Raw genomic sequence first — 24,858 nt, 5'->3', positions numbered from 1 at the left:
AGGCTCGTGGCTTTTTGTATTCCTGTATTTAAAAATATTTACATACATACTGTATGTATGATAAAATCATCATAGAATAATAAACTAGCTAAATAATGGTTTCAGAACACAGCATTCGCAGTTTGTATTCACAATTATAAGGAGAGATGTACGATGAGGATAAATAGCTTTTATCCGGTTCTAATGAGCAGCAAAGTAACAGAAAGTCGGGAGTTTTATACGCGTCATTTCGGGTTTGAGGTTGTGTATGAAGCGGACTGGTATGTCAGTTTGAGGGCAGCAGACGGCTCAAGTCCTTTTGAATTGGCGGTGCTGGATGCTTCTCATCCGACAATCCCGGCTTCTTTTCGGAACGCAGTACAAGGCTTGCTGCTGAATTTTGAAGTCGAGGATGCAGACGCCGAATACGAGCGGTTAATTGTGCAGGAGAAGCTTCCACTGGAATTGGCGCTGCGTGATGAGGAGTTTGGCCAGAGACACTTCATTACTAAGGACCCGAATGGAGTTCTTATTGATGTCATACAGATCATCCCGCCTTCGGAGGAGGAAAGCAGCTACTATGCAGAGCAGATTTGGCAGGAGGGAGCGCCTTCATCGGCCGCAGAAAAAGCTCCTAAAGGTGATAATAAATGAGCGGATCGGCTTCGGCGCTCAAATATTACTTTGGCAAGGAGCTGGCAGTAAGGCTTTCTGAGGAGATCAGTGTGCTCGAACCTGATTTTCCGTCTCAACATTTTATTCAGGAGGTGCAATCCCGGGTGGACGGGCTGGAGCTGAAGGCCCGTGTTGCGGTTATAGCCGAGCAGCTGCGCCGTACTCTTCCTAAAGACTACTCGGCAGCAGTCAGACTTCTCTTGAAGCTGCTAGGTCCCGAAAACGAGAGCGAACAGGGGATGTTCACGAACGGCTATTTCCTCATGCCAGTAGCCTATTTTGTTGAACGTTATGGGTTAGACCACTTTGAGCTCTCCATGCATGCAATTTACGAAATCACGAAGCGCCATACATCCGAGTATGCTATACGCCCTTACCTGACGGCTTACCCCCAGCAGAGTCTGAACAAGCTTCAGCAGTGGGCGAAAGACGACAATTCCCATGTGCGCCGTTTGGTTAGCGAGGGGACGAGGCCGAGACTCCCGTGGGCCAAACGTATGCCTGTCATTCTCGGTGATCCGAACATACATTTGTCGCTCTTGGATGTATTGCTTGACGATTCTTCTTTCTATGTAAGAAAATCTGTTGCTAATCATTTGAATGATCTTAGCAAAGATTATCCGGATATCACACTGGATTGGCTCGCAGCCCGTATTCGTCCAAACGAGAATCCAGCGGATAGTACGAAGACAGGAACAGGTAAGGAGAAAAATTCACTGTGGGTAGCTCGTCACGCGTTAAGGACTTTGATAAAATCAGGAGACCCTGGCGCTTCGCGTTGGTTAGCCTCAGTTTCCGGAGAATAGTATGCTGAACAAGAGTGAAGCTGGAGTTTTCTTAAAGATGCAGAATCAATGTCATAGTATAGGAGTAGGTTGAAACGATGAGAAGATCCCGGGAAGAGACAAACGAAACGATCCACACGCTGCTTCAGATAGCCCAGCAGCATTTCACGAAGCGGGGATATTCCGCTGTTGTGCTGGAGGAAGTTGCCCAAGCCGCCGGAATGACCAGAGGTGCGGTCTACCATCATTTCCGCAGTAAAAAAGGCCTTTTTCAGCATGTGCTCGAGGCCGTTCAGGTAATAATAGGACAGCACGTCGAGAAGGAAGCCATGAAAAGCGATGATCCTTGGGAACAGCTACATTTGGGCTGCCGGGGGTTCTTGGAGGCGGCCGTGGAGCCCCATCACCGGAGAATCGTTTTAATTGATGGGCCTGCTGTGCTCGGCTGGGAAACATGGCGCAGATTAGATGAACAGAACTCGATGAGCCATCTTCGAGAACAGCTTGCCATGATGCAGGAGCAGAGATTGCTTAAGCCGATGCCTCTGGATGCACTAACTCATTTTCTTTCGGGTGCGCTCAACGAATCCGCATTATGGATTGCAGAAAGTGAAGATATTGCTGCAGCCATGCGGCAGAGTATGGATGTGCTTAACGCGATTTTGGAAGGAATCAGAACCTAGCCTTTAAAGTTGATTTCATTCGCTATATCGCTTAAACCTGATTTTTGCCATACAACAAAAAAACGGGGTGTCAGTGGAGCTGTCGAGAAAGTTCAAAGAGATAATTCTAGGTTCATGTCGGGTTTGGGATTTGTAGCATTGGTCCACAATATATTGAAAGCGGCAAGCATCCGCTTCACTACTTTTCTCCAAAAAGCAGCCGCACAAAAAAGTTGGACGGAAAACACTCTGGAAGTGCCCGTTTTCCGCCCGACTTTTTATTTTTTGAACTTATTGGATAGCTTCTTCTGAATAGCCCCTTTCCTTCAATGGATCAGGCTTCGTGCCGCGGAATTAATCAAACTGATTGCCACTCATTCAACAGAGCTTCGGCATACCGGGTGAGAGCCTCGTAGGCCCGGGCAGATACACGCTCTCCCTGTCTATGCGTTTCCAGCAAGCTCAGAAAGTTATGGCTAAGGTGGCGCTCCGCCAAATCGAGCTCACCTCTATCGTAGAAGCGGATTACAGTGTTAAGCTGGGCGATTAAGGAACGCGCAGCTCCGCGGTTGGCAAACTCCCCTTCATCCGCTAATTGCTCTAGCAGCTGCATCATGGCTGCCGGCTGTGGAGTCGCTGTAATAGAATATACGCCGTACAAGGGGAAATGGTCGGAAGCCTCCGTTTGCACGACCGTACCGTCATACATCTTAACTTCATCACTATACAGAATAAAATCAATTCGTGAAGTCGCACCGCTAGAAGGGAAGGTGAGTGCATCGGGCATGTACCGGAAGGAATCAATTAAGGTTCCGTCACCCAAAAGCACATCCATTTCAGGAGTTCCCGCCTGTGCGTTAAAGTCACCGGTAACGATTTTCGGCCGTGTACGATTCTGCAAAATTTCCTTAATCTCATTTGCCTGGGAGATTCTTTGCTCTGTAGAAAGCCCGAGATGGGTGCTGTAAAAATGCAGGATGTCTCCATCAATATCAATCTGCGCCTCTAACAAGCCTCTTTGCTCCTGACCAAAGCTTTCAAGGTGATAATTTTCCCATGAAACGATTGGATACTTGCTTAAAATTGCAGTTCCGTATTGGCGGCGCTCCGGGCCTTCAACCGGGTCGCGATCCAGGTTGGCTCCGAACACGTAGTACATGTCCAGCATATCAGCCAGCTCTTTCGCCTGATCCTTCAAGTCGCTCCGGCTGGAGTAATGCTTATCTACTTCCTGAAGGCCAACAATATCGATGTCATGCTCCGCTATCACTTGGGCTATTCCTTCCAAATCCAAAACATTGGCATTATTAACGCCATGATGAATGTTAAAGGCCATAGCTTTAAAGGTTTTGCTGCCAGGGTCCTGAGGTACTGTCAAAGCAAGCTTAACTGTATATCGTTTGACAGTTAGACCGTCCTCGGATGTCACCGTTATGATTGAGGTGCCTGGCAGACCAGCGGCTTGAGCAACGTCAACCTGAGCGTAAGCATCTTCAGGTGTTGCGGTTATAGCCGGAATCGCTGCAAAGGTCGGCAGCGTAACAGTATAGTCGGTTTGCTCAGGGTCAAAGCTCTCCAGAGCTGTCCCGTCTACCCGTATTTCGCTTAAAGCAGCGCTAGTCCCGGGGATTCTTTCAACTACATTGACCTGCATTTCGGCTATGAAATTAAGGTAGGAAGCTGTAATGACGGTTGTACCAGTCGCTAAACCGGTAACCATTCCGTTTGAATCGACGGTTGCGATGTCCGGATCGGAGCTGGAATAGGCAGCGCCAGAGGTTAGCGGGGTTGCCGTGCGGTCAGCATGGTTAGCATATAGTATAAAAGATGTTGGCTCGCTGATAACGGCAAAATCAACCAGCTTTTCAAACGACAAGCTGCGGATAGTCTTGCTCGGATCCGCAACCTTTAATTCGGCCAGGAAAGGACGAGCTGTAGAGGCTAAGGAATGAATGACTTCAGAATGCACAACCTCCAATTGATAATCCGCATAAACATAGTCAGTACGGGAACGAGGATCGGTTGAAGGAGTAGTTTCCCCGCCTAGTCTGCCAGTGCGTACATCATAGAAAGTGTCGTTGAGCGGCTCAAGCTCGGCTGCACCCGGCAAGTGGTTGAGCGACCCGCTAAACACCTTGTAGCCCGTCTGCTGCGAAGTTGCCGCAACAATTTCCGGGATTTGAACTAGAGTCTCAGCTGAAATTCCTGCTAAGTGCGTGGAATTGAACCATAGCGTTTTTCCATTCCAGTCGATTTCGGCTGCAAGCATACCACGCTGTTCGCGGCCGCGAGTCAGCAAATGGTTCTCTGAGGAAACGATCGGATATTTGCTTAATATGGCGTTCCCATACTGGCGGCGGGGCTCTCCTTCCTGTGCAGGATTATTGTCAATGTTAGCCCCGTACACATAATACATTCCCAGCAGATCAGCAATTTCTTTAGCTTGATCTTTCCATTCACTGCGAGCTCCGTAATGCTTGTCCACACGCTGCAAGCCAATGACATCCGCGCCGGAATCGCGAATTGTATTCGCAATACGCTCCAGATCCAAAACTCTGGTATCGGCACTTACCCCAACGTTAATGTTGTAGGTCAACACTTTAATGCTATCCTCGGTTGAAGCATCGGCGCTGGCCGGTACGGCCAGCAGAAAGCAATGGAGGATCATGAGACAAACGGTAAACCATGACAGCTTTTGTCTTCCGGATAAAGTTAGCATCTTATTCTACTCTACCTCCTTAAGAATGTATGCCAGAGGGAACGCCATTGCAAGCGTTATCATTCTGTGCTTCTCTAAGTTAGCAAATTATTATGCAGCCATCAATAGTGCAGTTTGGTTATAGGACAAAGGAAGCAGACTTTCTTAAATAAGTGATTTGCATAATGTTCCTGTATATTGTTCATCTTAACAAGTACGAGAAACGAGTGGGTGCATAATCTATTTTGGTTATTTTCGTGATTAACGGTTCATTTTAATGCAAGGTATCCTTAAGCAGCAGCGAGGTGTTTTTCCGGTGTCCTTCTTTAATTGGTTAATGAGAAATCATAAGCAAAAATACAAAGGGCTGACTGCACCGGAAAGTCCGCAGCAGACCGAACAACAAGATATGGCCTTATCTCCTGACCTGGAGGAGACTATTCAATATATCCAGAGCATTTTAGGTGACAATGATGATTTTGTTATTAGGAAGTTTAATGTATTCGGCCAATTTCCTGCCGTTTTATTTCATTTTTCTCAAATGGTTGATCAAACCATTGTCAACGAGGATATTCTTAAGCCGTTTATGTACAAGCCTCCTCAGCTTGAAGATGAGAAGATCGACCTGAAAAATTTGAAATCGATTCTTTACGGTGATGCTCTTTACCACAGCGAGGGTTCCATGGAAAGTCAATTTTCTGAAATGATAAAGGGAATTCTCCGTGGACAATCTGTTGTCGTGGTCGAAGGCTTGGATGAAGCTTTTGTCATTGATACCCGCAGCATCGATAAGCGGTCAATTGATCAGCCTGCCACAGAGCAGGTCATCCGCGGACCAAGGGAGGGGTTTATCGAACCGCTAGGGGTTAATCTGTCCCTGCTGCGCTACCGGATTCAGTCCCCGAAATTAAAGGTCCATACGATGGAAATCGGACATACAACGAGATCTAAAGTAGCGATCTGCTATATGGATGGCCTCACAAAGCCGGAGTTGATTAATGAAGTGAAAACCCGGCTGTCCAAAATCAACATTGATGCAGTGCTCGATTCCGGTTATTTAGAGCAATTCATCGAAGACAACCATCTATCTCCTTTTCCGCAAATTCAATATACGGAACGTCCGGATAAAGTAGCTGCCAATCTGCTTGAAGGGAGGGTGGCCATCTTTGTGGACGGATCGCCTCTTGCCCTGGTGGTGCCGACAGTATTCAGCCAATTTTACCAAACCGTTGAGGACTATACGGAACGCTTCGTCCTCATGAGCGCCATCAGGCTAGCCCGGTTGATCGCCCTCATTTTCTCGCTTATCTTTCCGTCCCTTTATGTATCCATCATTTCCTTTAATCCGGAGTTGATTCCAACTGAATTCGCCGCTGCCGTGGCCGGCGGCCGTGCGGGCGTCCCTTTTCCTGCTATAGTCGAGGTTCTTGTTATAGAAATTTCCATGGAGGTGCTGCGAGAGGCTACCATTCGATTGCCGCAACAGGTAGGGGGAGCGCTCTCCATCGTCGGTGTTCTCGTTATCGGACAAGCTGCGGTTGCTGCCGGGTTTGCCAGTCCGATCACGATAGTGGTGATCGCCTTAACGACTATCGGGTCCTTTGCCACGCCTGCCTATAATGCTGCATTAGGCCTCAGGCTGCTGCGATTCCCGCTCATTATTTTAGCCGGAATCTTCGGGTTGTATGGAGTCATGATCGGGATAATCTTTATTACCAACCACCTGCTTTCTTTGAAATCGTTCGGGGTTCCTTACTTAAGCCCTTTAGTTCCCGGCAATCTGCAGGGAATGAAAGATTTGCTGATCCGCGGCCCTTTAGGCTGGATGTTCGAACGGCCCGCCTTTCTAATGCCGGAGGATAAAATTCGTGCCGGACCCAATCAAACGGGGCTATCCACGCAAACGAAGGAAGATGTTCCGGTTTCGCAAAAGAAATAACAGAGTCCAGGAGGAATACGGGTGTATGAGTCAACCGCCAAGAGAAATTACGATGATGCAAGCGATAACGGTAATTGTCAGTTCAATTATCGGTGTCGGGGTTTTGGCTCTGCCTTTATTTGCGGTTCAAGCAGCTAACTCAGGAGCTCCGCTTGTTACCTTGCTCGGCTCTTTGCTGGCCACATTTGGACTTTCCCTGATCGCCATGCTGGGAATGCGATTTCCCGATCAATCGATTATTCTCTACAGTGAAGTGATTATCGGCAAATGGCTCGCTTTGCTGGGGAATTTGGCGATTTTCTTCTTTTTTGCCATGTTGACATCATTAACGGCGCGAGAGTTCGGTGAAGTGGTAGTAACATCGGTTTTGAAGAACACTCCTGTTGAGGTAACGGTTATCGTTATGCTTGTACTGGCTGCTATCTCGTCAAGGAACAATATTACTACGTTTGCCTATATCCACTTCTTTTATTTCCCCTTACTGCTTGTTCCCGCGCTGATTATTGTTGCTCTGTCTCTAAAAACTGCAGAAACGATTTATTTACAGCCAATTTATGGAAACGCACCTACCAATCTGCTCCAGGGAACTCTCGTTATAGCGGCTTTGTTTCAACCTGCCTTTGTAATGTCAATCATCATCCCTTATATGAAAAATCCGCAAAAGGCGATCCATTCCAGTCTGTGGGGACTCCTTATCGCTGGCGGGCTCTACGTGATGATAGTGATTGCGGCTGTCAGCCGTTTTGGCTCGGAAGAGATTTTGAAGCTGCTGTGGCCTTTTCTCGAACTCGCGAAGGCGACATCACTGCCGGCTAATATTCTGGAACGTATAGATGCGGCTTTTTTGGCGGTATGGGTTACGGCTGTATTTACAACTCTTTTGACTAGTTATTTTATGACCATTTATTCCTTAACGGCCATGCTGAAGCTTAAGGATCATAAAATGTTCTCGATTTTCTTTTTACCTGTCATTTTTATACTAGCGATGCAGCCTAAAAGCATAATTTCGATGTACTCGACGATCACCATCTTCGGGAAAATTGGTCTGGTTTTAACGATTGGCTACCCCGGGATATTGCTGCTAATTGCAATATTGAGAAAGAAAAAGGGCGGGACGGTCGATCCCTACCATTAGCTTTAGGCAAGCGTTTTCCGTACTCCCGGGTCTGTTAACCCCCCCGAGCTGGTAATCGATCAATGAATAATTACTTCCAGGTGAAGGAGCAACAAACTTATGTTTACTGATAGTAATTCAACAGGATATATCGGCTATGCAATTTCGCTATGGCTGGTTACCGCAGCGGTTATTTTCTTCCTCGATGTTCGAACCTATCGCAGGACTGGACAGAATAAGGAGTGGAAAGTTTCCATCATCCTTGGGTGGATTAATTTGGCAGTAGGTCTTATTCTCTTGATTTTGAACCAAATGACCGAATGGTTAGGGTCGAGATGAAGTGCCGCTAAGGAGGGTGCGCCAATGAAATTATCCTATAAAAAAATGATACTCAGCTTGCTGGTTCTTGCAGTGGTTTGTCCACTGCTGACAAGCTGTTGGGATCGGCAGGAGCTTGAGGAAAGAGCTGTCATACTGGGCATATCTATAGACACTGTTTCAGATGAAGCGGAAAAAGAGGAGTCGGAAGCAGCCCATCTGTTCGGCAAATTCCCGGCTCCCAATAAAAATATGCTGAGAATAACCGCGCAAATTGCCATCCCCGGGAAAATTCCGCTTGGTCCGGGAGATGCTGCGGGTGAAGGGGGCGGCGGCGGTTCTGGTGCTTCAGAACAACAATCTACATGGGTTCTAGAAGTCGTAGGTCATACACTCAACGATGCTTTAATGAATCTGCAGCAGCAAATATCCGGCAGAATCTTCCTTGGTCACCTTAGAGTCATTGTGATTTCCGAGGAGATTGCCCGCAGGGGAATCTGGAATTTGAACGATTATTTGCGGCGAAATTCAGAGGTGCGGAGAATGGCATGGCTTTTGGTTGCTAAAGGGAACGCGAAAAATTTTATGATGGCCAGTCCGAGACTGGATCGGCTGCCAACGCTTTATTTAATCGGAACCTTGGACGAAGCTGTTAGGATGGGCAAATTCCCGGAAGACTATATAGGGATGTTTTGGGAGCGGTCATCCTCCAAAGGTCAGGAGGGTTATCTGCCCTATGTGGAGCTTAAAGAAGCGGGAAATGCAGAAATTATAGGCATTGCCTACTTCCGGGACGATAAGATGGTAGGGGCCACCAAGCCGTTGGAGATCGCAGCTTTCATGGCAACCAAAGGAAACAATCCGGGAGGCTACAGGGCTATGGTCAGTTTGGATGACAATAAACAAAATTCGGTGACCCTCTATACCACCTCCCGAAAGTCCAGCTTCAATGTAGATTTAAAGAATGGCCTTCCCCGTTTTACGGTGCAAGTATTTATGGAGCTCAATGTAGAGGAACGAATAGGCTATGGACTTGTAATAGATAATTCAAAAATATTGGAAAAATTACAAAAGGAATTTATAGAGTCGTCAACAAAATTACAGGAAGATTTAATCAAACAAACCCAAAAACATAAATCGGACATTTTCGGCTTTGGAGAATACTTGCGTGCGAAAGAGCCTGGCTATTGGGACCGGAATATTGGAACGGCGGAAAAATGGCAGGAGATGTACAGCAAGGTGGACATCGAGGTGAAGGTGGATGCCGAAATCCGCCGGATTGGCATGAAGGCCAGATAGCAGCGGCCGGATACCGGTCTCCAATACGCCATTAACCCGGGGAAAGCCGGCGGCATTAATAGCTGCTTTAGCGGTGGTATAACCTTAAGCTGCGGGTTCACTCCTAGGCTGCTTTAAGGTACAATGATGGAAGCATTGGCGGCGGATGAACCGGGCCGATATATAATTATTCAAGCAGCAGGAGGCATGTAAATCATTGAGTATGGAGATTGAGATGGATCTGTATAAAGATTGGTTGAACACCGTACGTGAAATTTTCAGGGGTTCAGATATCCCTTTGCCTGAGCATTGGGATGATGCCCAGATCGGCAAGGCTTATTATATGCAGACTTCCTCATCGGAACAAATGGCGGAGGAGCGCAGAGATGCCAACGAGGCGAGAATCCGCCACCTGCAGCAAACTCTTCTCGAGAATATGGAGCAGATTGTGCTGCCTGACATCCGCAGCCGTACAGGATACAGCGGTAACCGGTTAAGGTTTCGCTGGGTGTATGCACAAGGGGAACACATAGTTGAGGAATATTCGCAGTACCGGATTCCTTTGGGGCCTTCACCGGATTAAGCTTTATGCTTGATCCGGCTTTTTAGGTTTCAGAGCTAAATTTACAGTTGACTCTCACGCTGCGTGATCCTTTATAGTAGTAAGCGGAAGGAGGAAAGAGTGACTATGGCCATGAAAGTCAAGGAAGTTGCCGAGCTGGTGGGGATCAGTGTGCGCACACTGCATCATTATGATGAAATTGGCTTGCTTACCCCGGATAAAGAAAGTGAATCCGGCTATCGCCTCTATTCCGACGAGCATTTGGAGCAGCTGCAGCAAATTTTGTTTTTTCGGGAACTGGAATTTCCTTTGAAGCGGATTAAAGAAATTATGAGTAATCCGTACTTTGAGAGGCTTGAGGCGCTGCAGCTGCACCGGTCTATGCTGCTCAGTAAACGAAAGCGGATCGACCAGATGCTCCGTACAATTGATAAAAGCATACAGCATGCTAAAGGAGAGATCGCAATGACAAATAAAGAAAAATTCGCAGGCTTTGATTTTTCCAACAATCCTTATGAGCAAGAAGCAAGAAAGCGTTGGGGAGACGAAGCCGTCGACCAATCTAATAAACAGATTGCTGCGATGAGCAAGGACGAAAGACAAAGGTTAAGCGATGAAATGAACGAAGTTTATAGAAAATTAGCCGGGCTGAGACATCTAAAGCCGTATGATAAGGAAGCGCAGGAGGCCATCGCGGAATGGTATCAACTGTTGAACCGGATGGGGAGCTATACTCTTGAAGCTTTCAAAGGTCTTGGCCAGATGTATGTGGATGACGAACGGTTTACGAACACTATTGATCAATTCGGGGAAGGCTTGGCCCGTTTTATGAGTGAGGCAATGTCCGTTTACGCGGAGCAAAACCAGTCGTAGGGGTTCAACGAAGCCTAGATATCATCGAGGGGCTGTCTAATAAATCCTCTTCCAAGTAAAGGTTTTAAATGAAACGAGGCTGTCCAGAAAGTCCATTTTTGGGAACAGCCTCGTTGATTTTTTAAAGGGTGCGGACTAAAAAGCTCATTATGAAATGTCCAACTTTTTATTTGGGGGACTACTGGACAGTCCCTCTTTCTTTGCTCGGCGGTTAAGCAGCCATTTGACTATAGGGGGAACCAGAACAAGAATAAACAATATTCGAAAAAGCTGATAGGCGGAAACGACAGCGATATCCCCGCCGGTCATCGCTGCGGTTACGCTCATCTCCGCCATGCCCCCGGGAGCTGTACTTAAAAAAGCGGTTAAGTAACTGATTGGCTGGGAATAAACAAGGATTGCGCTAATTAAGAGAGAAACCGCTACAGTCAGCAGGCTGTTTGCTAAGGAACGGGGGACCAGACTTCTCCAATTGCTCAAATGGTTCAATTGAATAGAAGTTCCCAAATGGGCGCCTACTGCGATCTGCGCCAAGTTAATCCATAGCTCAGGCAGATGAGGGGGATGCCAATCGAGAAACACAAACCCTATAGCAGCGAGCACGGGCCCAAGAAAATAGGGAGTGGGCACCCGCAGCTTACCTGCCAACCAGGGACTGATCAGAACGGCGGCAACGATCAAAGTGATCTGACCTATCGGGGCGCTCTCTGCGGTGTCCTCCAGAATCCCGGCGGTGCTTACTTGTCCATTAGAGAATGTATGAAATGCCAAGAAGGGAACGAGAAAAATGACGGTCAGCACACGGATCGTCTGCATGACAATGACCGTTCCGGGATCGGCGTCCTTAACCTCTTCGGCAAGCACTGCTACTTGTGAGAGGCCGCCGGGTATGGTTCCGATGATTGCCGTAGACAGACTGATTTTCATCCAACGGGCCAAGACCCATCCCATAAACAGGCTGATGAGCACCATTAATACGGTGGAAAGTGTCATCCAGGGCAGCTGGCGAATGATTTCCCTGCCCGCTTCAATGGTGAAGGAGCTTCCTATCAAATATCCCAAAACGATCAGTCCGCTATTCCGCATCGATCTTGAAGCCGCCACCGGCTTTTTGATTAAAGTACTCCAGATAACTAATCCGGCAATTGGGCCGAGCATCCAAGGAATCGGCACCCGCAGCCATGTGAACAGAAAACCGAAGAGAACGGCTACGGTTAATGACTCTAGATGAATTCTCATGATCCTTAAGCTCCCTCGCAAATTCGGTAGACTTATGCTCCCATCAACCGGGAATAGACCGCTCTTCCTGCTTACGGTCGACTGAACTATTCTATCATAATTTTAGAGAAGTAGGGTTTAACCGGCCAAAATCCAGTCTGAATCCAGTCTGAATCCAGTCTGAATCCAGTCAAATACCGCTCGCTTTAAGCTTATTTAGTACGAGATTTGCGTGCCGGTATAAGAATTAAGCTGTGTAAAGGCCGAAGGTTTTTTTGTGTTAGCAGGATTAAGCCGGGTTCGGGCAGAATGGTTAACAGGGTAAGGAAGCAGGAAAAAGGAAGGTGAGGTCTTGTACTGTCATCCGCTGAACCCTGAGCTTAAGTTAGTTTTGCTGCAGCCTGGACATAAGGAAGAATTGTTCAAGCTGACGAATCAAAACCGGGATTATTTGAGTCAATGGCTTCCATGGGTGAAAAATCATAATGAAGAGGCCACGCGCTTGTTTATTGAGACAAGCGGGCGGCAATTTGCCGGCAATTTAGGGTTTCAGTCCGGTATTTTCTACAAGGGAAAGCTGGCCGGATGTATAGGTCTGCACAACATTGACTGGAAAAACCGCAAGTCCTCAATTGGCTACTGGATTGGGGAACAGTATCAAGGTCTGGGGCTGGTTACGCGCTCTTGTCAGGCTCTGCTGGATTTTGTATTTGGAGAGCTTGGTTTGAACAGGATGGAAATCCGGGCAGGAGTTCATAACGAAAAAAGCCGATCTGTAGCCCAGAGACTCGGATTTCAATGGGAGGGTACGATAAGACAGGCAGAGTGGATTAACGAACAATTTATCGATCATGCGGTATACGGCATGCTGGCTGACGAGTGGTTCGAACATAATCCGCACCGGCCGAACCAAGCCCGCAGGAAGGACGAGCCGCGTATGCAGAGCATGTTTTTTCAGGAAGGACACTCGCATAGCGGAAATGTAAACCCCGGAACGAAATAATTAGGATAAGCTGAATACCGCGTAAGGGATCAAGCTTTCAGGATGCGGAAGGGAGCATAATGGTTTTGAAGGTTAGCAAGTGGATAATAGGACTGCTTAGCTTTATACTTCTGTTTACAGGATGCTTGCCGGCTGCTGAACAGCCAGCAGCGACTCCTTCTTCTACAGGATCGTATGAGCAGCAGACGGATGAGTTTGCAAAGCTCGCTGCCTATATTAAGAAGCATGGCAGCTTGCCTGATCATTATTTGACCAAAGAGGAAGCCAGGGAGAAGGGATGGATACCGGAGAAGGGAAATTTGCACGAAGTAGCTCCCGGGTACAGCATTGGCGGTGACCGCTTTTACAACCGGGAGGGCCGACTGCCCGATGAGCCGGGAAGGATCTGGTATGAAGCGGACGTTAATTACGAATCAGGGCATCGCGGCCCGGAGCGGATTGTCTTTTCGAATGACGGTCTGATCTATAAAACAGTCGATCATTATGACACATTTGAACGTCTCGAGTAAGCTGGAATCGTGCCTGACAAACGCGAGTGCCAGCGAAGATGGAGGAGGAAAATGAACGAAATACGTATAAACGGGCGTGCGATAACATCCCGAGAACAGCTTCACTCGCAGCTGAAGGAGCAGTTGGGCTTGCCCGATCATTATGGCCGAAATCTCGATGCTTTATGGGATGGTTTGACTGGGAGCGCAGGCCTCCCGCTGACGATTTATTGGGAACATTATTCGATTAGCGCGGAGAGATTAGGCGAATATGCCAGCAAGGTTGCTCAACTGTTCAGGGAGGCCGAAGAGGAACTGGAAGGGTTCCATTTTGTAGTTAATTAGGAGCATCTAACAGTATGGAATAAGGAAGCTGAACCTATTTAAAAGGCAGCTGAACCTATAAAAAGCACCGGAGACTAATGAGCATGCCGGTGCTTTTGTCATGGTGAGGGCTAGTGGCTTGGTGCAAGCGGCGCCGTTTGTTTGACGCTACATTCTTAACGCCCCGCCAATGCGGGCTTTATTCTTTCAATGAACTGTAATGGACTTCATAATCATCCTGAATCATATTCATTCCTTCCTCGTAGCTTCCGGCTGGAGCTGCTAGAAAGGAACGCTCAGTCTGCCGGGTATTCACTTCTTCCTCCGGAGCCAGTTCTACGAAAATTTGGGCAAATTCGCCTTCTACTTGAGCCCGCCCTAAGAAAAAAACAGAAGGCGTTCCGTCCTGATTCATCCCGAAGTAAGATATAACAGCCATTTCGTTCCTTCTGATCCAAATTTGAGTTTCGTAAGTTTTCGTTCGATCGAGGTGTTCCCAAATCATAGAGCCCTTGAAATAATGGTCTCTGCCGATAGGCCGTTCAAGAACTCCATCTATATACACACGGGTATGTTCGACGGATTGAGGATCTCCATAGTTAAACTGCACTGCCCGATGCACTTGCTGGATGGGCACGGGAAAGGTATAAAAATACAAAAACAGCCCGAGGGCTATTGAGCATACGCTAATGGATAAAAAGATCTTCTTCATTATTTTTTTCTCCTCACAAATTGTGCCCATTATACTTAGATGCAAGCTATAACATAAACCGTAACAACTAGAAGTCAAGCACGCCTTCCCACGTATCTTTCGTTCTTGAAGCACTATCTTAAAGCACTATCTTGATGCACTATTTGAAAGCTTCACAAGCCTTCATAAGAGGGCATCTATACCGGTCTTTATTTGGCGGCAATAGGTTGTACCGGATAAGGTCCGATATAGCCCAATTGACTAGAAATTCCTGCACAGGCCTCCATAAGCAGTTGTCCGATTTCTGGAATCTTCTGTGTGGACAGGTTGTTTTTAATCGTAGACACACTGATCCCGCCGTGCACTTTTCCTTCATGGTTAAAAATAGGAGTGGCTACACAACGGATACCAATTTCTCCTTCTTCATCATCCACCGCATAACCGAACTTCCTTACCAGCTTTAAATGATCGCGGAAGCTTTGCTCTGTGCAAATGGAATTCGGGGTCAAACATTTCAAGCCCTTATCGATTACAAGAGCCAGTTCCTCTTCGTCCAGATAAGCGCAAATAGCCTTTCCTACCGCGGAGGTGTTCAATTGTTTTCTTTCACCAATATAGGTGTTAAACCGGATCATGCCCGGTCCTTCCAATTTATCTACAATTATCATTTCGCCTTGAGAATAAAGACCCAAATGGGTGGAAAATGAGGTTGTCTCACGCAGATGTTCCATATACGGAACACAAATTTCTTTGAAGTCGACAAGATGGTAAGCGTTCATTCCGAGTCTGAATAGGCCCAGTCCAAGTTTGAAAGCGCCTGAAGGCAATTTTTGAACTAGATTGTGCGCTTCCAGTGTGTTTAGAATAGTAAAAACTGTAGTTTTAGGAAGGCTTAAAGCCTGACAAATATCGGAGATGGCTAAGCCGGTTTTCTTATCTGTCAGCAATTCAAGAATTGATATCGCTTTCTCTAGGGCGGGAACGTTATATTTTATTGTTCCCTTAGTAGATTTATCCATGAAGTTCCTCCTGCTTTAATGAAATCTGTCTTAACTTTCTATTCAGTATATTGAACAGAGTAAGTTAACATAAGCTGTTACCTAAAAAAATCATACTCAATTTTTAAATATTAAGCAATAAAAAAGACGGATATTACGCAAAAAATAAATTGACAATCAATATAAAGAACTATTATTCTGTATGTAGAACATAAGGAATAGAATTCCATTGTGGATTGTAAAAGGAAGGGAGGTTGTTTACATGAGTAAGCAAGCTGTTTTCGATTGTCACACCCATATTGCTGAAATGAGTCATTTGTCCGGGCCTTTTCTCGCAGCAGCACAAAGAGCCTGGGGGGCGGATTTTCATTTTGCTTGCACCATAGATGAGCATAAAGCAGCGGTAGCATCTTGTTCCGGTGCTATAGTGCTTGCTGTTGATGCTCCCGCAACAGGTTTTGTAGTACCGAACGAATATGTGGCGGGCTATGTTGCCAGTAGTCCATCCCGCTTGTTTGGCTTTGCCAGTGTGGATCCTAAAAGGCCGAAAGCCTCCCGCCTGCTGGAGCAGGCTATTAAAGAGCTAAATTTAAAAGGGCTTAAACTGGCGCCTATTTATCAAGATTTTCATCCCTTGGACAATATATGTTTCCCTTTGTACGCCAAGGCAGAAGAGCTCCGCTTGCCAGTGATGTGGCACCAGGGGACCTCGTTTGTCTCCGAGGGACCGCTTGAGAAATCACGTCCGGCCGCCTTGGATCCGATAGCCCGGGCCTTTCCCAATCTGAAAATGATCATTGCACATCTCGGACATCCGTGGGTCGAGGAGACGATAAGTGTAGTCAGAAAACATCCGAACATGTATACAGATATTTCAGCATTAGGCTCAAGGCCCTGGCAGATGTATAACGCTATTATTTTGGCTATCGAGTATGGCATTGAGGACAAACTTCTTTTTGGAAGCGATTTCCCGTTCAGTACTCCAGACGAAACACTTCGTTCCCTATATGGTCTTAATGAGATGGTTGAAGGTACCCGGCTGCCGCGAATCCGGGAGGACGTGATAGAGCGCATGCTTGCTCGGAACACGGTGGAACTGCTTGGGTTAAATTGAATAAGCCCGCCTGAAGAGAGCGAGCTTCATTCTCATAGAAAGAAGGAGATGGATTTGAGAATCATTTCCCTGGAAGTGATAGCTGTACGACTGCCTTTTCAAGAACCGGTATCTGACAGTCTCGGCACTTATTCTTGCTCCAATCATGGACTGGTGAAAGTAACAGCAGAATCCGGTTTATACGGAATAGGCGAAATCGCTTTAGCTTGGTTTGGCGGAGTACATAGCTTATGCCAAGAGGTGCGCAACCATTGGACTTCCTTGGTAGTAGGCGAGCATTTGACTAATATCAATGCCATTTGCCGCAAAATGGATTCCATGTGCTCATTTTCCCAGAGGCATCTATTGGCCAAAGCAGGAGTTGAAATGGCACTCTTCGATCTGCTGGGCAAGCATTTGAATATACCGGTTTACCAGCTGTTAGGCGGAAAGGTCCGCCATTCAATCCCCTTGACTGGAGGAGTGCCTATCGATTCAATAGAGAACATGGTGAAGACAGCCGAACGTAAAGTGGAGGAAGGCTACAAGGAGCTCAAGATTAAAGTAGGCCTGGATGATCGTCAAGATTTGTGCACGGTAAGCAGCATCAGGCGAGCGATTCCGGATCACATTCGTCTCAGAGTAGACGCCAATATGGCCTGGAGTAATCGCAAACAAGCCAAACGGTTAATTGACGAGATGGTCAAGTGGGGAGTAGAGATTATTGAGCAGCCTCTTCCAGCGGAATATATTGAGGATACCGTTTGGCTTAGGGAGCATACCGATGCATTGATTTTGCTTGATGAAGGAGCGTGGGAGATTAAGCAGGCGAAGATAGCTCTGGATAAAGGAGCGGCGGACCTGCTGCATGTTTATGTCAGTGAGGCAGGCGGCCTGGCAGCGTCGAGGAGCCTGTTTGAACTGGCTGCCCTGTATAACGTCCCTTGCACGATTGGTTCAATGCCGGAAGGACGCATTGGTGCGGTGGCTTCTGCTCATCTGGCTATCGCTATGCCCAACCTGTCAAGCTTTGCTTCCGATATTAGAGGGTTTACCGGCTATCAATCAGATCTGGTAACTGAAGATCTAACGATCAGAGACGGACAGCTGTTTGTTCCGGAACGTCCGGGACTCGGGTTAAGCTTGGATGAAGAGCAGCTTGATCGCTTGCGAATTTAGCTTAAGGATGGGGCATGTTTCATGTTTATTGAAGTCCAAGATGTAGAGATGAAGAAAGCAAGGACATTAGAAAGGGAGGACTATTTAAAATCATGAAATTGAAAACGCTTTTATCATGGACGGGTATTGCCATAGTAAGTGCAAGTCTGGCTGCCTGCAGTTCCAATCCGCCAGCTGACGCTGACTCCGCCGATACATCGGGAGCTTCCGGTAATTCCCCTGCTGCTTCCGAACAGGTCACCCTACAGTTTTGGAATCCGCCTCAAACGGCGGATGACAGTCAATTCATACAGCCAATTATTGACAGGTTCGAAGCGGAAAATCCCGGTATCAAAATTAACTTTACGATTCCTCCCTGGGAATCCTTGACCCAAAATCTTACGGCTGCATTTGTCGGAGGCCAAGCGCCTGATGTATTTTACTTGCCTTCGGGCTGGTTTCCGCAATTTGCAGATGGGGGCCACCTGGCGGATTTGAATTCAGACCGTTTTGCCTCTCACTGGCAGCAGCTGGAACCGCTATTAACGGAAGAAACCGTTTTACAGGGACAATATAAGGGCAGGCAATATGGCGTTCCCTGGGTCGCTATTTCCGGATGGCAGCTGCTGTATAATGAGCAATTGCTCCAGGAAGCGGGATATGATCGAGCACCGCAAACTTGGGATGAGTGGGTGGAAGCCGCACAGAAGCTGACCATTGTGGAGAATGGAACTACTACTCAATGGGGAATGGGGATACCCGGAAATGAAAGAGGAATGTTCTCATTTAACTTGACTTACGGTCCTTTTTGGCAAGCGGGAGCAGATCTGGTCACGGATGATTTGAGTAAAGCAGCTTTCAATACCCCGGAAGGACTAACGGGTATAACCTTCTTTGCTGATTTGATTCATAAACACAAAGCGGCGCCGCCAATAGGGATTTATAAAGATTATGAAATTTTTGATGCTTTTTTTGAAGGGAAAATTGCGATGGTGATTGGCGGCACCGATACGGTACAGCGTAAATATAACGATTACCCCGATTTTCCGCTTGGCTCTGATTTTTGGCCGGAGGGCCCTGGCGGCAGCCGTTTGACCAATGGCGCCGTAGGTATGCTGTTTGTTCCGGAGACGGCAAAGCATCCGGAAGAAGCGATGAAGTTCATCTCTTACTTGTCTGAATTGGAAAATTCCCGCGAGTTTTTACAAGCTGTCGGCTTTGCCAGCACCTTAAAGGATAGTGAGGATTTATATCCGGATATGCCGGAAACCCGGGTATTCACCCAATTCGATTACCTCGGTCCGAATATTCCGTTACCTTTTTCGCTATGGGATGTTCTGGGGCCGGCCATGCAGGAAGTCATGACAGGCAAAGACCCTCAAGCAGCGCTGGATGCGGCAGAAGAAAGCATAAACCGTCAAATCCAGGCAAACCAATGAAGAAATAGGTGAACAACTTGAAAAAACATTTGGAAGCCTATCTGCTGTTAGCTCCCAAAATGCTTTGCTTTGCCATCTTTATGGCGCTGCCGTTCGTCGCGGCAATCTATTTTATTTTTCATCAAGGGACGTTTCTCACCTCGTTTCAATTTGTCGGTCTGCAAAATTTTAAAGATGCGATGCGCGACTCGTTATTTTGGCGAAGTTTGAACAATACTTTGCTGCTTACACTGATGGTTGTTCCGTTATCGACTATTTCAGCGTTGTTCGTCGCTTATGGGATCTATGCGGTAAAGAGCTCGAGATTGAAAAGCATCATGAAAGCGTTTGTTTTCTTTCCTTTGCTCAGCTCGATCATTGTCACCAGTATTGTATGGGGCTACCTGTTAAATCACGATAAGGGAATCATCAACAATTTCTTTAGCTTGCTGGGTCTGTCCAACCAGACCTGGCTGGCTAACGGATTCACTGCCTTGATCATCATTGCGGTTATCGAGGTTTATCGCGGCATCGGTTTTTATTCGCTAACCTATCTGGCAGCGATGCAGGAAGTACCCAAGGAAATTATGGAGGCCGCGAGCCTGGATGGCGTCAGCCATTTCAAAATGTTCTACATGATGATCCTGCCGCTTATCCGCCACGCCCTAACCTTTGGTATTGTGATCTGCACAATCTGGGCGCTGCAAATTTTTGATATTGTTTACGTACTTACCAACGGCGGCCCCGGTACCAGTACTTATACAATGGCATTTTACATTTACCGCAATGCTTTTGTCATGAATAACATTGGCCTTGGCGCTACGATGTCGTTCATTCTGATGATGATTATTATGCTGGTTACCCTCGTGCAACTTAGATTGCTGCGCCATAAGGAGGCGGGCTAGAATGGACCGAACCGTCAGATACAGCTGGATTACCCTCACTTTTATTCTGTCCGTTCTGGTAGTCCTGCCTTACCTATTCGTATTGAATACATCCATGAAGACGACTACAAGCTTGTTTTCTGCGGAAGTGTTTATTTTTTTCAAGGATTGGTCGCTCGCCAACTATATTCAATTGTTGGAAGGCACTTCTTTCTTGAAGTGGATTCTAAATTCATTTATCACCTCCTTTGCAGCTGCTCTCATTATACTTCCGCTTGATGCTTTATCCGCTTATCTGTTTGCAAGAAGAGCATTTCCCGGCAGCGATGTCCTGTTCATGATTTTGCTAAGTACGATGATGATTCCTGTAGCGGTTACGGTTATGCCATTGTTCTTGATCTCGCAAAAGCTGGGATTGATGGACACTCTCGCAGGGATTATGCTTCCTACCATTGCCGGCCCGATAGGCGTGTTTATGCTGCGGCAGTTCATTATGAATATTCCGTACGAGCTGGAGGAAGCGGCGCGTATGGATGGTTTGGGGACTTTCGGCATCTTTGCGAAAATTATTTTACCGCTTTGCAAGCCAGGCTTAGTCATGCTGGGGATTCTCATTTACGTAACGCGGTGGAATGATTTTTTGTGGCCGTTGGTCAATACCATTAGTGACAGCAAACGAGTGCTTCCCGTTGGATTATCTTCCCTCATGGGACAGTATCAAATCGATTGGGGGATGCTGACAGCCGGCAGCATGATGTCCATTCTTCCTATCTTTATCGTATTCCTATTCTCCCAGAGATACTTTATTGAAGGAATGACATTCGGTTCCGTGAAAGGCTGAAATCGTCTGCGGGGAAACTTATGTTACCGCCTTGAACGATGCTTGAATCTACCTATTTCTGCTCAGGGGGAAACAAAATGAAAATTATTGATGCACATTGCCATGTAGGTTCCGGATTAATGAACGGTTTGGACGCCGGGCTATTATTGGAAAGGATGGATGCTTCGGGTGTGGATCAGGCAGTCCTTGTTCCGTGGGATCAGGCGATTGCGGTTTATAACGAAGATGGCAATCGACACGTATTGGAGCTGGTCAAGCGGTATCCAGAAAGGTTTCTTGCTTTCTGCACGGTTAATCCCTGGTACGGGACCAAAGCGCTTGAAGAATTGAGGCGCGCCCGGGCCTTAGGGGCATCGGGTTTAAAGCTTCACCCGGTATATCAGGGCTTCCAAATCAGCGATCCTATTGTGATACCCGTGCTGGAGGAAGCCGTGCGCTTGCAAATGCCTGTTTATATACCTACAGGAACTCCTGTTGCTGCGATGCCTCTGCAATTAAAGTACGTGGCCGGATTATTCCCGGAGGCGCTCTTTATTCAAGGACATTTCGGTTCGACCGATTTCTGGATTGACGCGGTGCCCTCAATAACCGACTCTCCCAACATTTATATCGATACAGCTTACAGCATGGTGTCATCAATAGAGCAAATCATTCATCTTGTCGGCTGTGAACGGGTAGTGTTTTCTTCTGACACTCCTTATCTGTCGTTAGAGAATGAGGTGGCTAAGCTGAAAGACCTGGATATCTCGGAAGAGGAGCGGGAAGCGATCGCATCAGGAAATATTTTAAGGCTGCTGGAGAGAGGAGCTGGATAAATGATTATCGACTTCCACACCCACTATACGCTCGGGGAAGTGTTCGTTAAGAAGCAGTATGACGCGGATAAGGTAATTTCAGAAATGGAGGCTAATTCAATTGTCAGCCAGCTGCTGCTCCCTCTGGACGGACTTGTCTTTGACTACAAGGAAGATAACAACCGCATTATGGAGTTGGTGCAAACCTATCCCCAGAGGTTTGTCGGAATGGGAACCGTTCATCCCCGCCGGCCGAAAGAAGCGGTTGAGGAGATGGACCGCTGCCTGCAGAGCGCAGGGATGATAGGGATGAAGTTCCATCCTTGGCTGCAAGCGTTCAGTCCTTTGGAAGATTACTTTCAATCTCTTGCGGAAGAAGCTAATCTTCGTAAAACGTTGTTTTTCTTTCATGACGGAACTCCTCCGTATACAGAGCCGTTCCAAATTGCGGAAGTCGCCAGAGCCAATCCTGATCTGACTGTTGTCATGGGGCACAGCGGGCTGAATGATCTTTGGAGGGAATCTCTGTTGGCTGCTCGTAAATACGATAATATTTGGCTTTGTCTCTGTTCCTGTCCATATAGCGGTATGCTGGAGATCGCCCAAACATTGGGCGGGGAGAGAACCATCTGGGGCTCCGACTATCCTTTGGCCACTGCCAGAGATACTAGAGATCGGATTCGTCAGGTGGAAATGCTCACGGTCTCCGATAGGGTAAAGGAAGATATTTTGTATCATAATGCCTTAAAGCTGATTACCCGGTTTCATCCTGCTTTTCATTCTGCTAAAGGAAAGGGACCATCATGATTATTCATGAGATGACCTGGACTGAACTTAATGAGCACGATTGGCAAGACGCGGTCGTCGTTATTCCATTGGGGGCTACGGAGCAGCACGGGCCTCATCTGCCGACGGATGTGGATACACGGATCATCGGAGAATTGGCGCAGGCCGTTGAACGGCAGCGAAGAGAACATATTGTGCTTACTCCCACAATCTGGTTAGGCCATTCGCCGCATCATTTATCTTTTGGGGCCACGCTATCTATTTCATTAAGACCTTATGTGGAAATGGTGAAAGCGGTTTGCGAGTCTTATATTGGGATGGGAGCAAGCAAAATTTGGCTGCTAAACGGACATGGAGGCAACCGAACGCCCCTTGCTGTTGTGCTCCAGGATTTAAAACTTGCATTTCCGGAAGTGGTAGTGACTGCAAGCGAATATTGGAGCCTTGCGAGGGAATCCATTGCTTCTCTTCGCGAGTCCGGCCCGGGAGGAATGGGGCATGCTTGCGAGCTGGAGACATCCTTATATCTGTATTTGAACGGGGATGGTGTAAGGAAGAATTTAATTCGTGATGACGGCTTTTCTCCTAATAGTCTGCATTCGTCATTAGATATGCTTCAAGGAGAGTCATTTTCCGCAGTCTATAATTTTTGTGAAATTAGTTCTTCCGGGGTAAATGGCCGGCCTTCCTTGGCTGCAAAAGAAAAAGGGGAGCAGTGGTACCGAATGATTGTGGAGAATTTGCTGGATTTTGCGGATCGACTGATAAGCTTGAAGCGGAAGTAGAAAAGCCAGCATTTCATTTTGCATAAATCCCAGCGGGGCGTTTATCAACAGAAGAATCTTTAACGCGGGCTTCTTTATTCGCTAGTGATTAGTTTAAACAAAAAGTTGCCGCTTGCAGAGGAAATCGAATTGTACAAAATGGCTCAAGGGAGTGGAGCGAGGATGAGTATGAGCTTAACCAAATCTTTTCTGGGCAGACGAGGTTTTCCGGAGGGGGATCTGCATCAATTACCGGATTCCCCAAAACGATTTTCCGATGGAGCCCACTACCGGGTGGAAATCCCGTCAGTAGAAAGCCCGCAAGCTTTGCAGACGGTTGTGGAGGAAATGGAACGCCGCCAGATCACCGTTCACCGGGTATCCCAAGGCAGTGGAATTATGTTACTGACGGATGCCGAGATTATGGAGATGGCCTCTATCGGCCGGCAAAACGGGATTGAAGTCAGCCTGTTTCTGGGGCCGCGGGCGCCATTTGATATCCAGGCCCAATCGTTTACAGCAGGAGGAAAAAGCATTGGATTGAGAGCGGCGGGGATGGATCAGCTTCTCTATTCGGTAGAAGAAGTTAAACGCGCTTGCCAATTGGGAATCCGCGGTGTTCTGGTAGCTGATGAAGGCGTTCTCTGGACAATTAATGAAATGAAGAAGGCAGGGGAACTGCCAAGCGATCTGGTGGTTAAAGTATCGGTATCCATGGGAGCATGTAACCCGGTATCCGTGCGGATTATGCAGGATTTGGGCGCCGATACGTACAATCTTCCTTCCGACATGACACTGGCCCGTTTAGCGGCGTTAAGGCAGGCAGTGGATATTCCTCTGGATCTGTATATTGAATCACCGGACGATTTCGGAGGTTTTGTTCGTTACTACGAGCTATGTGAAATTATCCGGGTTGCTGCGCCTGTGTATATTAAATTTGGGTTGCGCAATGCACCTAATGTATATCCTGCCGGCACGCATTTGGAGGAGACGGTTGTCCGCCTAACCCGGGAAAAGGTACGTAGAGCTAAACTTGGTCTGGATATGATTCAACGTTACTCTCCACATTTGCTTATGTCATCGTCACCGGCTCCTGGAGCAGGGATTCCCAAAGGGGGAGTATCTGATGATGAGTAAACAAGCGCTCGGCTCTCCTGCCATCCCTCCGGCATTTGGTTGCTATTCGTCCATGATTCAGCAGGGAAAGCTGTTATTCCTCTCAGGACAGGGGCCTTTTGATGCGAATCAGCAGCTGGTTGGCGAGGATATAAGCAGCCAAACCCATCAAACCTTGCTCAATATTAGGAGTCTGTTGGAGGATAACGGATTTTCCATGAACCAAGTGGTGAGCTCAACAGTTTATTTGAGCGATATTGGCGATTGGGAGACGGTCAATAGCATCTACGGCCAATACTTCAGTGAGCCCTATCCAGCGCGGACAGTGGTAGGTTGTCAGCTTAACGGTATGAAAATTGAAATTCAATGTATCGCTGCAGCAGAAGGGTAGGAGGGGAA

At 47.2% G+C, this 24,858-nt stretch carries 26 protein-coding genes; 22 read left to right on the top strand and 4 right to left on the bottom strand.

From position 1 onward, the window contains the following. Positions 1 to 153 precede the first annotated feature (153 nt). The 3 genes from PSHG_RS12355 (at position 154) to PSHG_RS12345 (ending at position 2,122) form a co-directional block, all read left to right on the top strand. A complete protein-coding gene (locus tag PSHG_RS12355) occupies positions 154 to 633 on the top strand; it encodes a VOC family protein (protein WP_010273188.1) in 480 nt (159 codons plus the stop codon). Continuing rightward, entirely contained in the window at positions 630 to 1,460 is an 831-nt protein-coding gene (locus tag PSHG_RS12350) for a DNA alkylation repair protein (RefSeq protein WP_010273185.1), read from the top strand. The genes PSHG_RS12355 and PSHG_RS12350 overlap by 4 nt, the downstream gene beginning before the upstream one ends. A 77-nt stretch (positions 1,461 to 1,537) precedes the next feature. Next, complete coding sequence (locus PSHG_RS12345) at positions 1,538 to 2,122, top strand: TetR/AcrR family transcriptional regulator (protein WP_010273183.1); 585 nt, start codon at positions 1,538 to 1,540, stop codon at positions 2,120 to 2,122. A gap of 337 nt (positions 2,123 to 2,459) precedes the next feature. Here PSHG_RS12345 and PSHG_RS29365 read toward each other — a convergent pair whose 3' ends face one another. Beyond that, complete coding sequence (locus PSHG_RS29365; RefSeq protein WP_010273181.1) at positions 2,460 to 4,820, bottom strand: endonuclease/exonuclease/phosphatase family protein; 2,361 nt, start codon at positions 4,818 to 4,820, stop codon at positions 2,460 to 2,462. 295 nt (positions 4,821 to 5,115) lie between these two features. On the opposite strand from PSHG_RS29365, the gene PSHG_RS12325 reads away from it, so the two are divergent. The 6 genes from PSHG_RS12325 to PSHG_RS12300 all read left to right on the top strand — a co-directional run bounded on the left by PSHG_RS12325 (position 5,116) and on the right by PSHG_RS12300 (position 10,883). Beyond that, positions 5,116 to 6,738 carry a spore germination protein gene (locus tag PSHG_RS12325; RefSeq protein ID WP_010273178.1) on the top strand — a complete coding sequence of 541 codons (1,623 nt, stop codon included), beginning with the start codon at positions 5,116 to 5,118 and terminating at the stop codon, positions 6,736 to 6,738. 25 nt (positions 6,739 to 6,763) lie between these two features. Then, positions 6,764 to 7,873 (top strand): GerAB/ArcD/ProY family transporter, encoded by a 1,110-nt coding sequence (locus PSHG_RS12320; RefSeq protein ID WP_010273176.1) that lies wholly within the window; start codon positions 6,764 to 6,766, stop codon positions 7,871 to 7,873. Positions 7,874 to 7,972: 99 nt separating this feature from the next. Continuing rightward, the gene (locus tag PSHG_RS12315) at positions 7,973 to 8,191 is read left to right on the top strand and encodes a CLC_0170 family protein (protein ID WP_010273175.1); all 219 of its coding nucleotides are present in this window, start codon (positions 7,973 to 7,975) and stop codon (positions 8,189 to 8,191) included. Between the two features lie 24 nt (positions 8,192 to 8,215). After that, the gene (locus tag PSHG_RS12310) at positions 8,216 to 9,469 is read left to right on the top strand and encodes a Ger(x)C family spore germination protein (protein ID WP_010273174.1); all 1,254 of its coding nucleotides are present in this window, start codon (positions 8,216 to 8,218) and stop codon (positions 9,467 to 9,469) included. A gap of 202 nt (positions 9,470 to 9,671) precedes the next feature. Then, positions 9,672 to 10,031 carry a hypothetical protein gene (locus tag PSHG_RS12305; protein WP_010273170.1) on the top strand — a complete coding sequence of 120 codons (360 nt, stop codon included), beginning with the start codon at positions 9,672 to 9,674 and terminating at the stop codon, positions 10,029 to 10,031. A gap of 105 nt (positions 10,032 to 10,136) precedes the next feature. Continuing rightward, a complete protein-coding gene (locus PSHG_RS12300) occupies positions 10,137 to 10,883 on the top strand; it encodes a MerR family transcriptional regulator (protein WP_010273169.1) in 747 nt (248 codons plus the stop codon). 147 nt (positions 10,884 to 11,030) lie between these two features. Here the strand turns inward: PSHG_RS12300 and PSHG_RS12295 are convergent, their stop codons facing one another. Then, complete coding sequence (locus PSHG_RS12295) at positions 11,031 to 12,122, bottom strand: AbrB family transcriptional regulator (RefSeq protein WP_010273168.1); 1,092 nt, start codon at positions 12,120 to 12,122, stop codon at positions 11,031 to 11,033. A gap of 331 nt (positions 12,123 to 12,453) precedes the next feature. Between PSHG_RS12295 and PSHG_RS12290 the strand changes: the two genes are divergently transcribed. The 3 genes from PSHG_RS12290 to PSHG_RS12280 are packed head-to-tail and all read left to right on the top strand — an operon-like array spanning position 12,454 to position 13,937. Beyond that, positions 12,454 to 13,104 carry a GNAT family N-acetyltransferase gene (locus tag PSHG_RS12290; protein ID WP_010273167.1) on the top strand — a complete coding sequence of 217 codons (651 nt, stop codon included), beginning with the start codon at positions 12,454 to 12,456 and terminating at the stop codon, positions 13,102 to 13,104. Positions 13,105 to 13,163: 59 nt separating this feature from the next. Beyond that, positions 13,164 to 13,613, top strand: a complete 450-nt coding sequence (locus PSHG_RS12285) for a ribonuclease domain-containing protein (RefSeq protein WP_010273165.1) — start codon at positions 13,164 to 13,166, stop codon at positions 13,611 to 13,613. A gap of 51 nt (positions 13,614 to 13,664) precedes the next feature. After that, complete coding sequence (locus PSHG_RS12280; RefSeq protein ID WP_010273162.1) at positions 13,665 to 13,937, top strand: barstar family protein; 273 nt, start codon at positions 13,665 to 13,667, stop codon at positions 13,935 to 13,937. Between the two features lie 178 nt (positions 13,938 to 14,115). On the opposite strand, the gene PSHG_RS12275 is transcribed toward PSHG_RS12280, so the two are convergent. Together PSHG_RS12275 and PSHG_RS12270 are read right to left on the bottom strand one after the other, a co-directional pair. Next, positions 14,116 to 14,628, bottom strand: a complete 513-nt coding sequence (locus tag PSHG_RS12275) for a hypothetical protein (protein WP_010273161.1) — start codon at positions 14,626 to 14,628, stop codon at positions 14,116 to 14,118. Positions 14,629 to 14,816: 188 nt separating this feature from the next. Then, positions 14,817 to 15,626 carry an IclR family transcriptional regulator gene (locus PSHG_RS12270; RefSeq protein WP_010273160.1) on the bottom strand — a complete coding sequence of 270 codons (810 nt, stop codon included), beginning with the start codon at positions 15,624 to 15,626 and terminating at the stop codon, positions 14,817 to 14,819. A gap of 241 nt (positions 15,627 to 15,867) precedes the next feature. Between PSHG_RS12270 and PSHG_RS27480 the strand changes: the two genes are divergently transcribed. The 10 genes from PSHG_RS27480 (at position 15,868) to PSHG_RS12220 (ending at position 24,850) form a co-directional block, all read left to right on the top strand. After that, complete coding sequence (locus tag PSHG_RS27480) at positions 15,868 to 16,719, top strand: amidohydrolase family protein (protein ID WP_010273159.1); 852 nt, start codon at positions 15,868 to 15,870, stop codon at positions 16,717 to 16,719. 54 nt (positions 16,720 to 16,773) lie between these two features. After that, on the top strand, positions 16,774 to 17,877 hold the full coding sequence (locus tag PSHG_RS12260; protein ID WP_010273157.1) for a mandelate racemase/muconate lactonizing enzyme family protein: 1,104 nt from the start codon (positions 16,774 to 16,776) through the stop codon (positions 17,875 to 17,877). Between the two features lie 92 nt (positions 17,878 to 17,969). Further along, positions 17,970 to 19,295 carry an ABC transporter substrate-binding protein gene (locus PSHG_RS12255; RefSeq protein ID WP_010273155.1) on the top strand — a complete coding sequence of 442 codons (1,326 nt, stop codon included), beginning with the start codon at positions 17,970 to 17,972 and terminating at the stop codon, positions 19,293 to 19,295. A gap of 17 nt (positions 19,296 to 19,312) precedes the next feature. Continuing rightward, a complete protein-coding gene (locus PSHG_RS12250) occupies positions 19,313 to 20,179 on the top strand; it encodes a carbohydrate ABC transporter permease (protein ID WP_010273154.1) in 867 nt (288 codons plus the stop codon). Position 20,180: 1 nt separating this feature from the next. Beyond that, on the top strand, positions 20,181 to 20,999 hold the full coding sequence (locus PSHG_RS12245) for a carbohydrate ABC transporter permease (RefSeq protein ID WP_010273151.1): 819 nt from the start codon (positions 20,181 to 20,183) through the stop codon (positions 20,997 to 20,999). 77 nt (positions 21,000 to 21,076) lie between these two features. Further along, on the top strand, positions 21,077 to 21,814 hold the full coding sequence (locus PSHG_RS29360) for an amidohydrolase family protein (RefSeq protein WP_010273149.1): 738 nt from the start codon (positions 21,077 to 21,079) through the stop codon (positions 21,812 to 21,814). After that, positions 21,815 to 22,600, top strand: coding sequence for an amidohydrolase family protein (locus PSHG_RS27470; protein WP_010273147.1), 786 nt, complete (start codon positions 21,815 to 21,817; stop codon positions 22,598 to 22,600). It abuts the gene before it with no gap. After that, the gene (locus PSHG_RS27465; protein WP_010273145.1) at positions 22,597 to 23,364 is read left to right on the top strand and encodes a creatininase family protein; all 768 of its coding nucleotides are present in this window, start codon (positions 22,597 to 22,599) and stop codon (positions 23,362 to 23,364) included. The genes PSHG_RS27470 and PSHG_RS27465 overlap by 4 nt, the downstream gene beginning before the upstream one ends. A gap of 162 nt (positions 23,365 to 23,526) precedes the next feature. Continuing rightward, positions 23,527 to 24,480 carry a U32 family peptidase gene (locus tag PSHG_RS12225; RefSeq protein WP_010273142.1) on the top strand — a complete coding sequence of 318 codons (954 nt, stop codon included), beginning with the start codon at positions 23,527 to 23,529 and terminating at the stop codon, positions 24,478 to 24,480. Continuing rightward, the gene (locus PSHG_RS12220) at positions 24,470 to 24,850 is read left to right on the top strand and encodes a RidA family protein (RefSeq protein WP_010273139.1); all 381 of its coding nucleotides are present in this window, start codon (positions 24,470 to 24,472) and stop codon (positions 24,848 to 24,850) included. The genes PSHG_RS12225 and PSHG_RS12220 overlap by 11 nt, the downstream gene beginning before the upstream one ends. Positions 24,851 to 24,858: the final 8 nt, after the last annotated feature.

Source organism: Paenibacillus senegalensis JC66 (assembly GCF_000285515.1).
GTDB lineage: Bacteria > Bacillota > Bacilli > Paenibacillales > NBRC-103111 > Paenibacillus_L > Paenibacillus_L senegalensis.
The sequence above is the reverse complement of the archived record's forward strand: the minus strand, read 5'-3'. Positions and strand labels throughout refer to the sequence as shown.

Bases quoted from the DNA above. Each gene is read 5' to 3' on its own strand.
- PSHG_RS12355 (WP_010273188.1), top strand. From the start codon at position 154: ATGAGGATAAATAGCTTTTATCCGGTTCTAATGAGCAGCAAAGTAACA.
- PSHG_RS12350 (WP_010273185.1), top strand. From the start codon at position 630: ATGAGCGGATCGGCTTCGGCGCTCAAATATTACTTTGGCAAGGAGCTG.
- PSHG_RS12345 (WP_010273183.1), top strand. From the start codon at position 1,538: ATGAGAAGATCCCGGGAAGAGACAAACGAAACGATCCACACGCTGCTT.
- PSHG_RS29365 (WP_010273181.1), bottom strand. From the start codon at position 4,820: ATGCTAACTTTATCCGGAAGACAAAAGCTGTCATGGTTTACCGTTTGT.
- PSHG_RS12320 (WP_010273176.1), top strand. From the start codon at position 6,764: ATGAGTCAACCGCCAAGAGAAATTACGATGATGCAAGCGATAACGGTA.
- PSHG_RS12315 (WP_010273175.1), top strand. From the start codon at position 7,973: ATGTTTACTGATAGTAATTCAACAGGATATATCGGCTATGCAATTTCG.
- PSHG_RS12310 (WP_010273174.1), top strand. From the start codon at position 8,216: ATGAAATTATCCTATAAAAAAATGATACTCAGCTTGCTGGTTCTTGCA.
- PSHG_RS12305 (WP_010273170.1), top strand. From the start codon at position 9,672: ATGGAGATTGAGATGGATCTGTATAAAGATTGGTTGAACACCGTACGT.
- PSHG_RS12300 (WP_010273169.1), top strand. From the start codon at position 10,137: ATGGCCATGAAAGTCAAGGAAGTTGCCGAGCTGGTGGGGATCAGTGTG.
- PSHG_RS12295 (WP_010273168.1), bottom strand. From the start codon at position 12,122: ATGAGAATTCATCTAGAGTCATTAACCGTAGCCGTTCTCTTCGGTTTT.
- PSHG_RS12285 (WP_010273165.1), top strand. From the start codon at position 13,164: ATGGTTTTGAAGGTTAGCAAGTGGATAATAGGACTGCTTAGCTTTATA.
- PSHG_RS12280 (WP_010273162.1), top strand. From the start codon at position 13,665: ATGAACGAAATACGTATAAACGGGCGTGCGATAACATCCCGAGAACAG.
- PSHG_RS12275 (WP_010273161.1), bottom strand. From the start codon at position 14,628: ATGAAGAAGATCTTTTTATCCATTAGCGTATGCTCAATAGCCCTCGGG.
- PSHG_RS12270 (WP_010273160.1), bottom strand. From the start codon at position 15,626: ATGGATAAATCTACTAAGGGAACAATAAAATATAACGTTCCCGCCCTA.
- PSHG_RS27480 (WP_010273159.1), top strand. From the start codon at position 15,868: ATGAGTAAGCAAGCTGTTTTCGATTGTCACACCCATATTGCTGAAATG.
- PSHG_RS12255 (WP_010273155.1), top strand. From the start codon at position 17,970: ATGAAATTGAAAACGCTTTTATCATGGACGGGTATTGCCATAGTAAGT.
- PSHG_RS12245 (WP_010273151.1), top strand. From the start codon at position 20,181: ATGGACCGAACCGTCAGATACAGCTGGATTACCCTCACTTTTATTCTG.
- PSHG_RS29360 (WP_010273149.1), top strand. From the start codon at position 21,077: ATGAAAATTATTGATGCACATTGCCATGTAGGTTCCGGATTAATGAAC.
- PSHG_RS27470 (WP_010273147.1), top strand. From the start codon at position 21,815: ATGATTATCGACTTCCACACCCACTATACGCTCGGGGAAGTGTTCGTT.
- PSHG_RS27465 (WP_010273145.1), top strand. From the start codon at position 22,597: ATGATTATTCATGAGATGACCTGGACTGAACTTAATGAGCACGATTGG.
- PSHG_RS12225 (WP_010273142.1), top strand. From the start codon at position 23,527: ATGAGTATGAGCTTAACCAAATCTTTTCTGGGCAGACGAGGTTTTCCG.
- PSHG_RS12220 (WP_010273139.1), top strand. From the start codon at position 24,470: ATGATGAGTAAACAAGCGCTCGGCTCTCCTGCCATCCCTCCGGCATTT.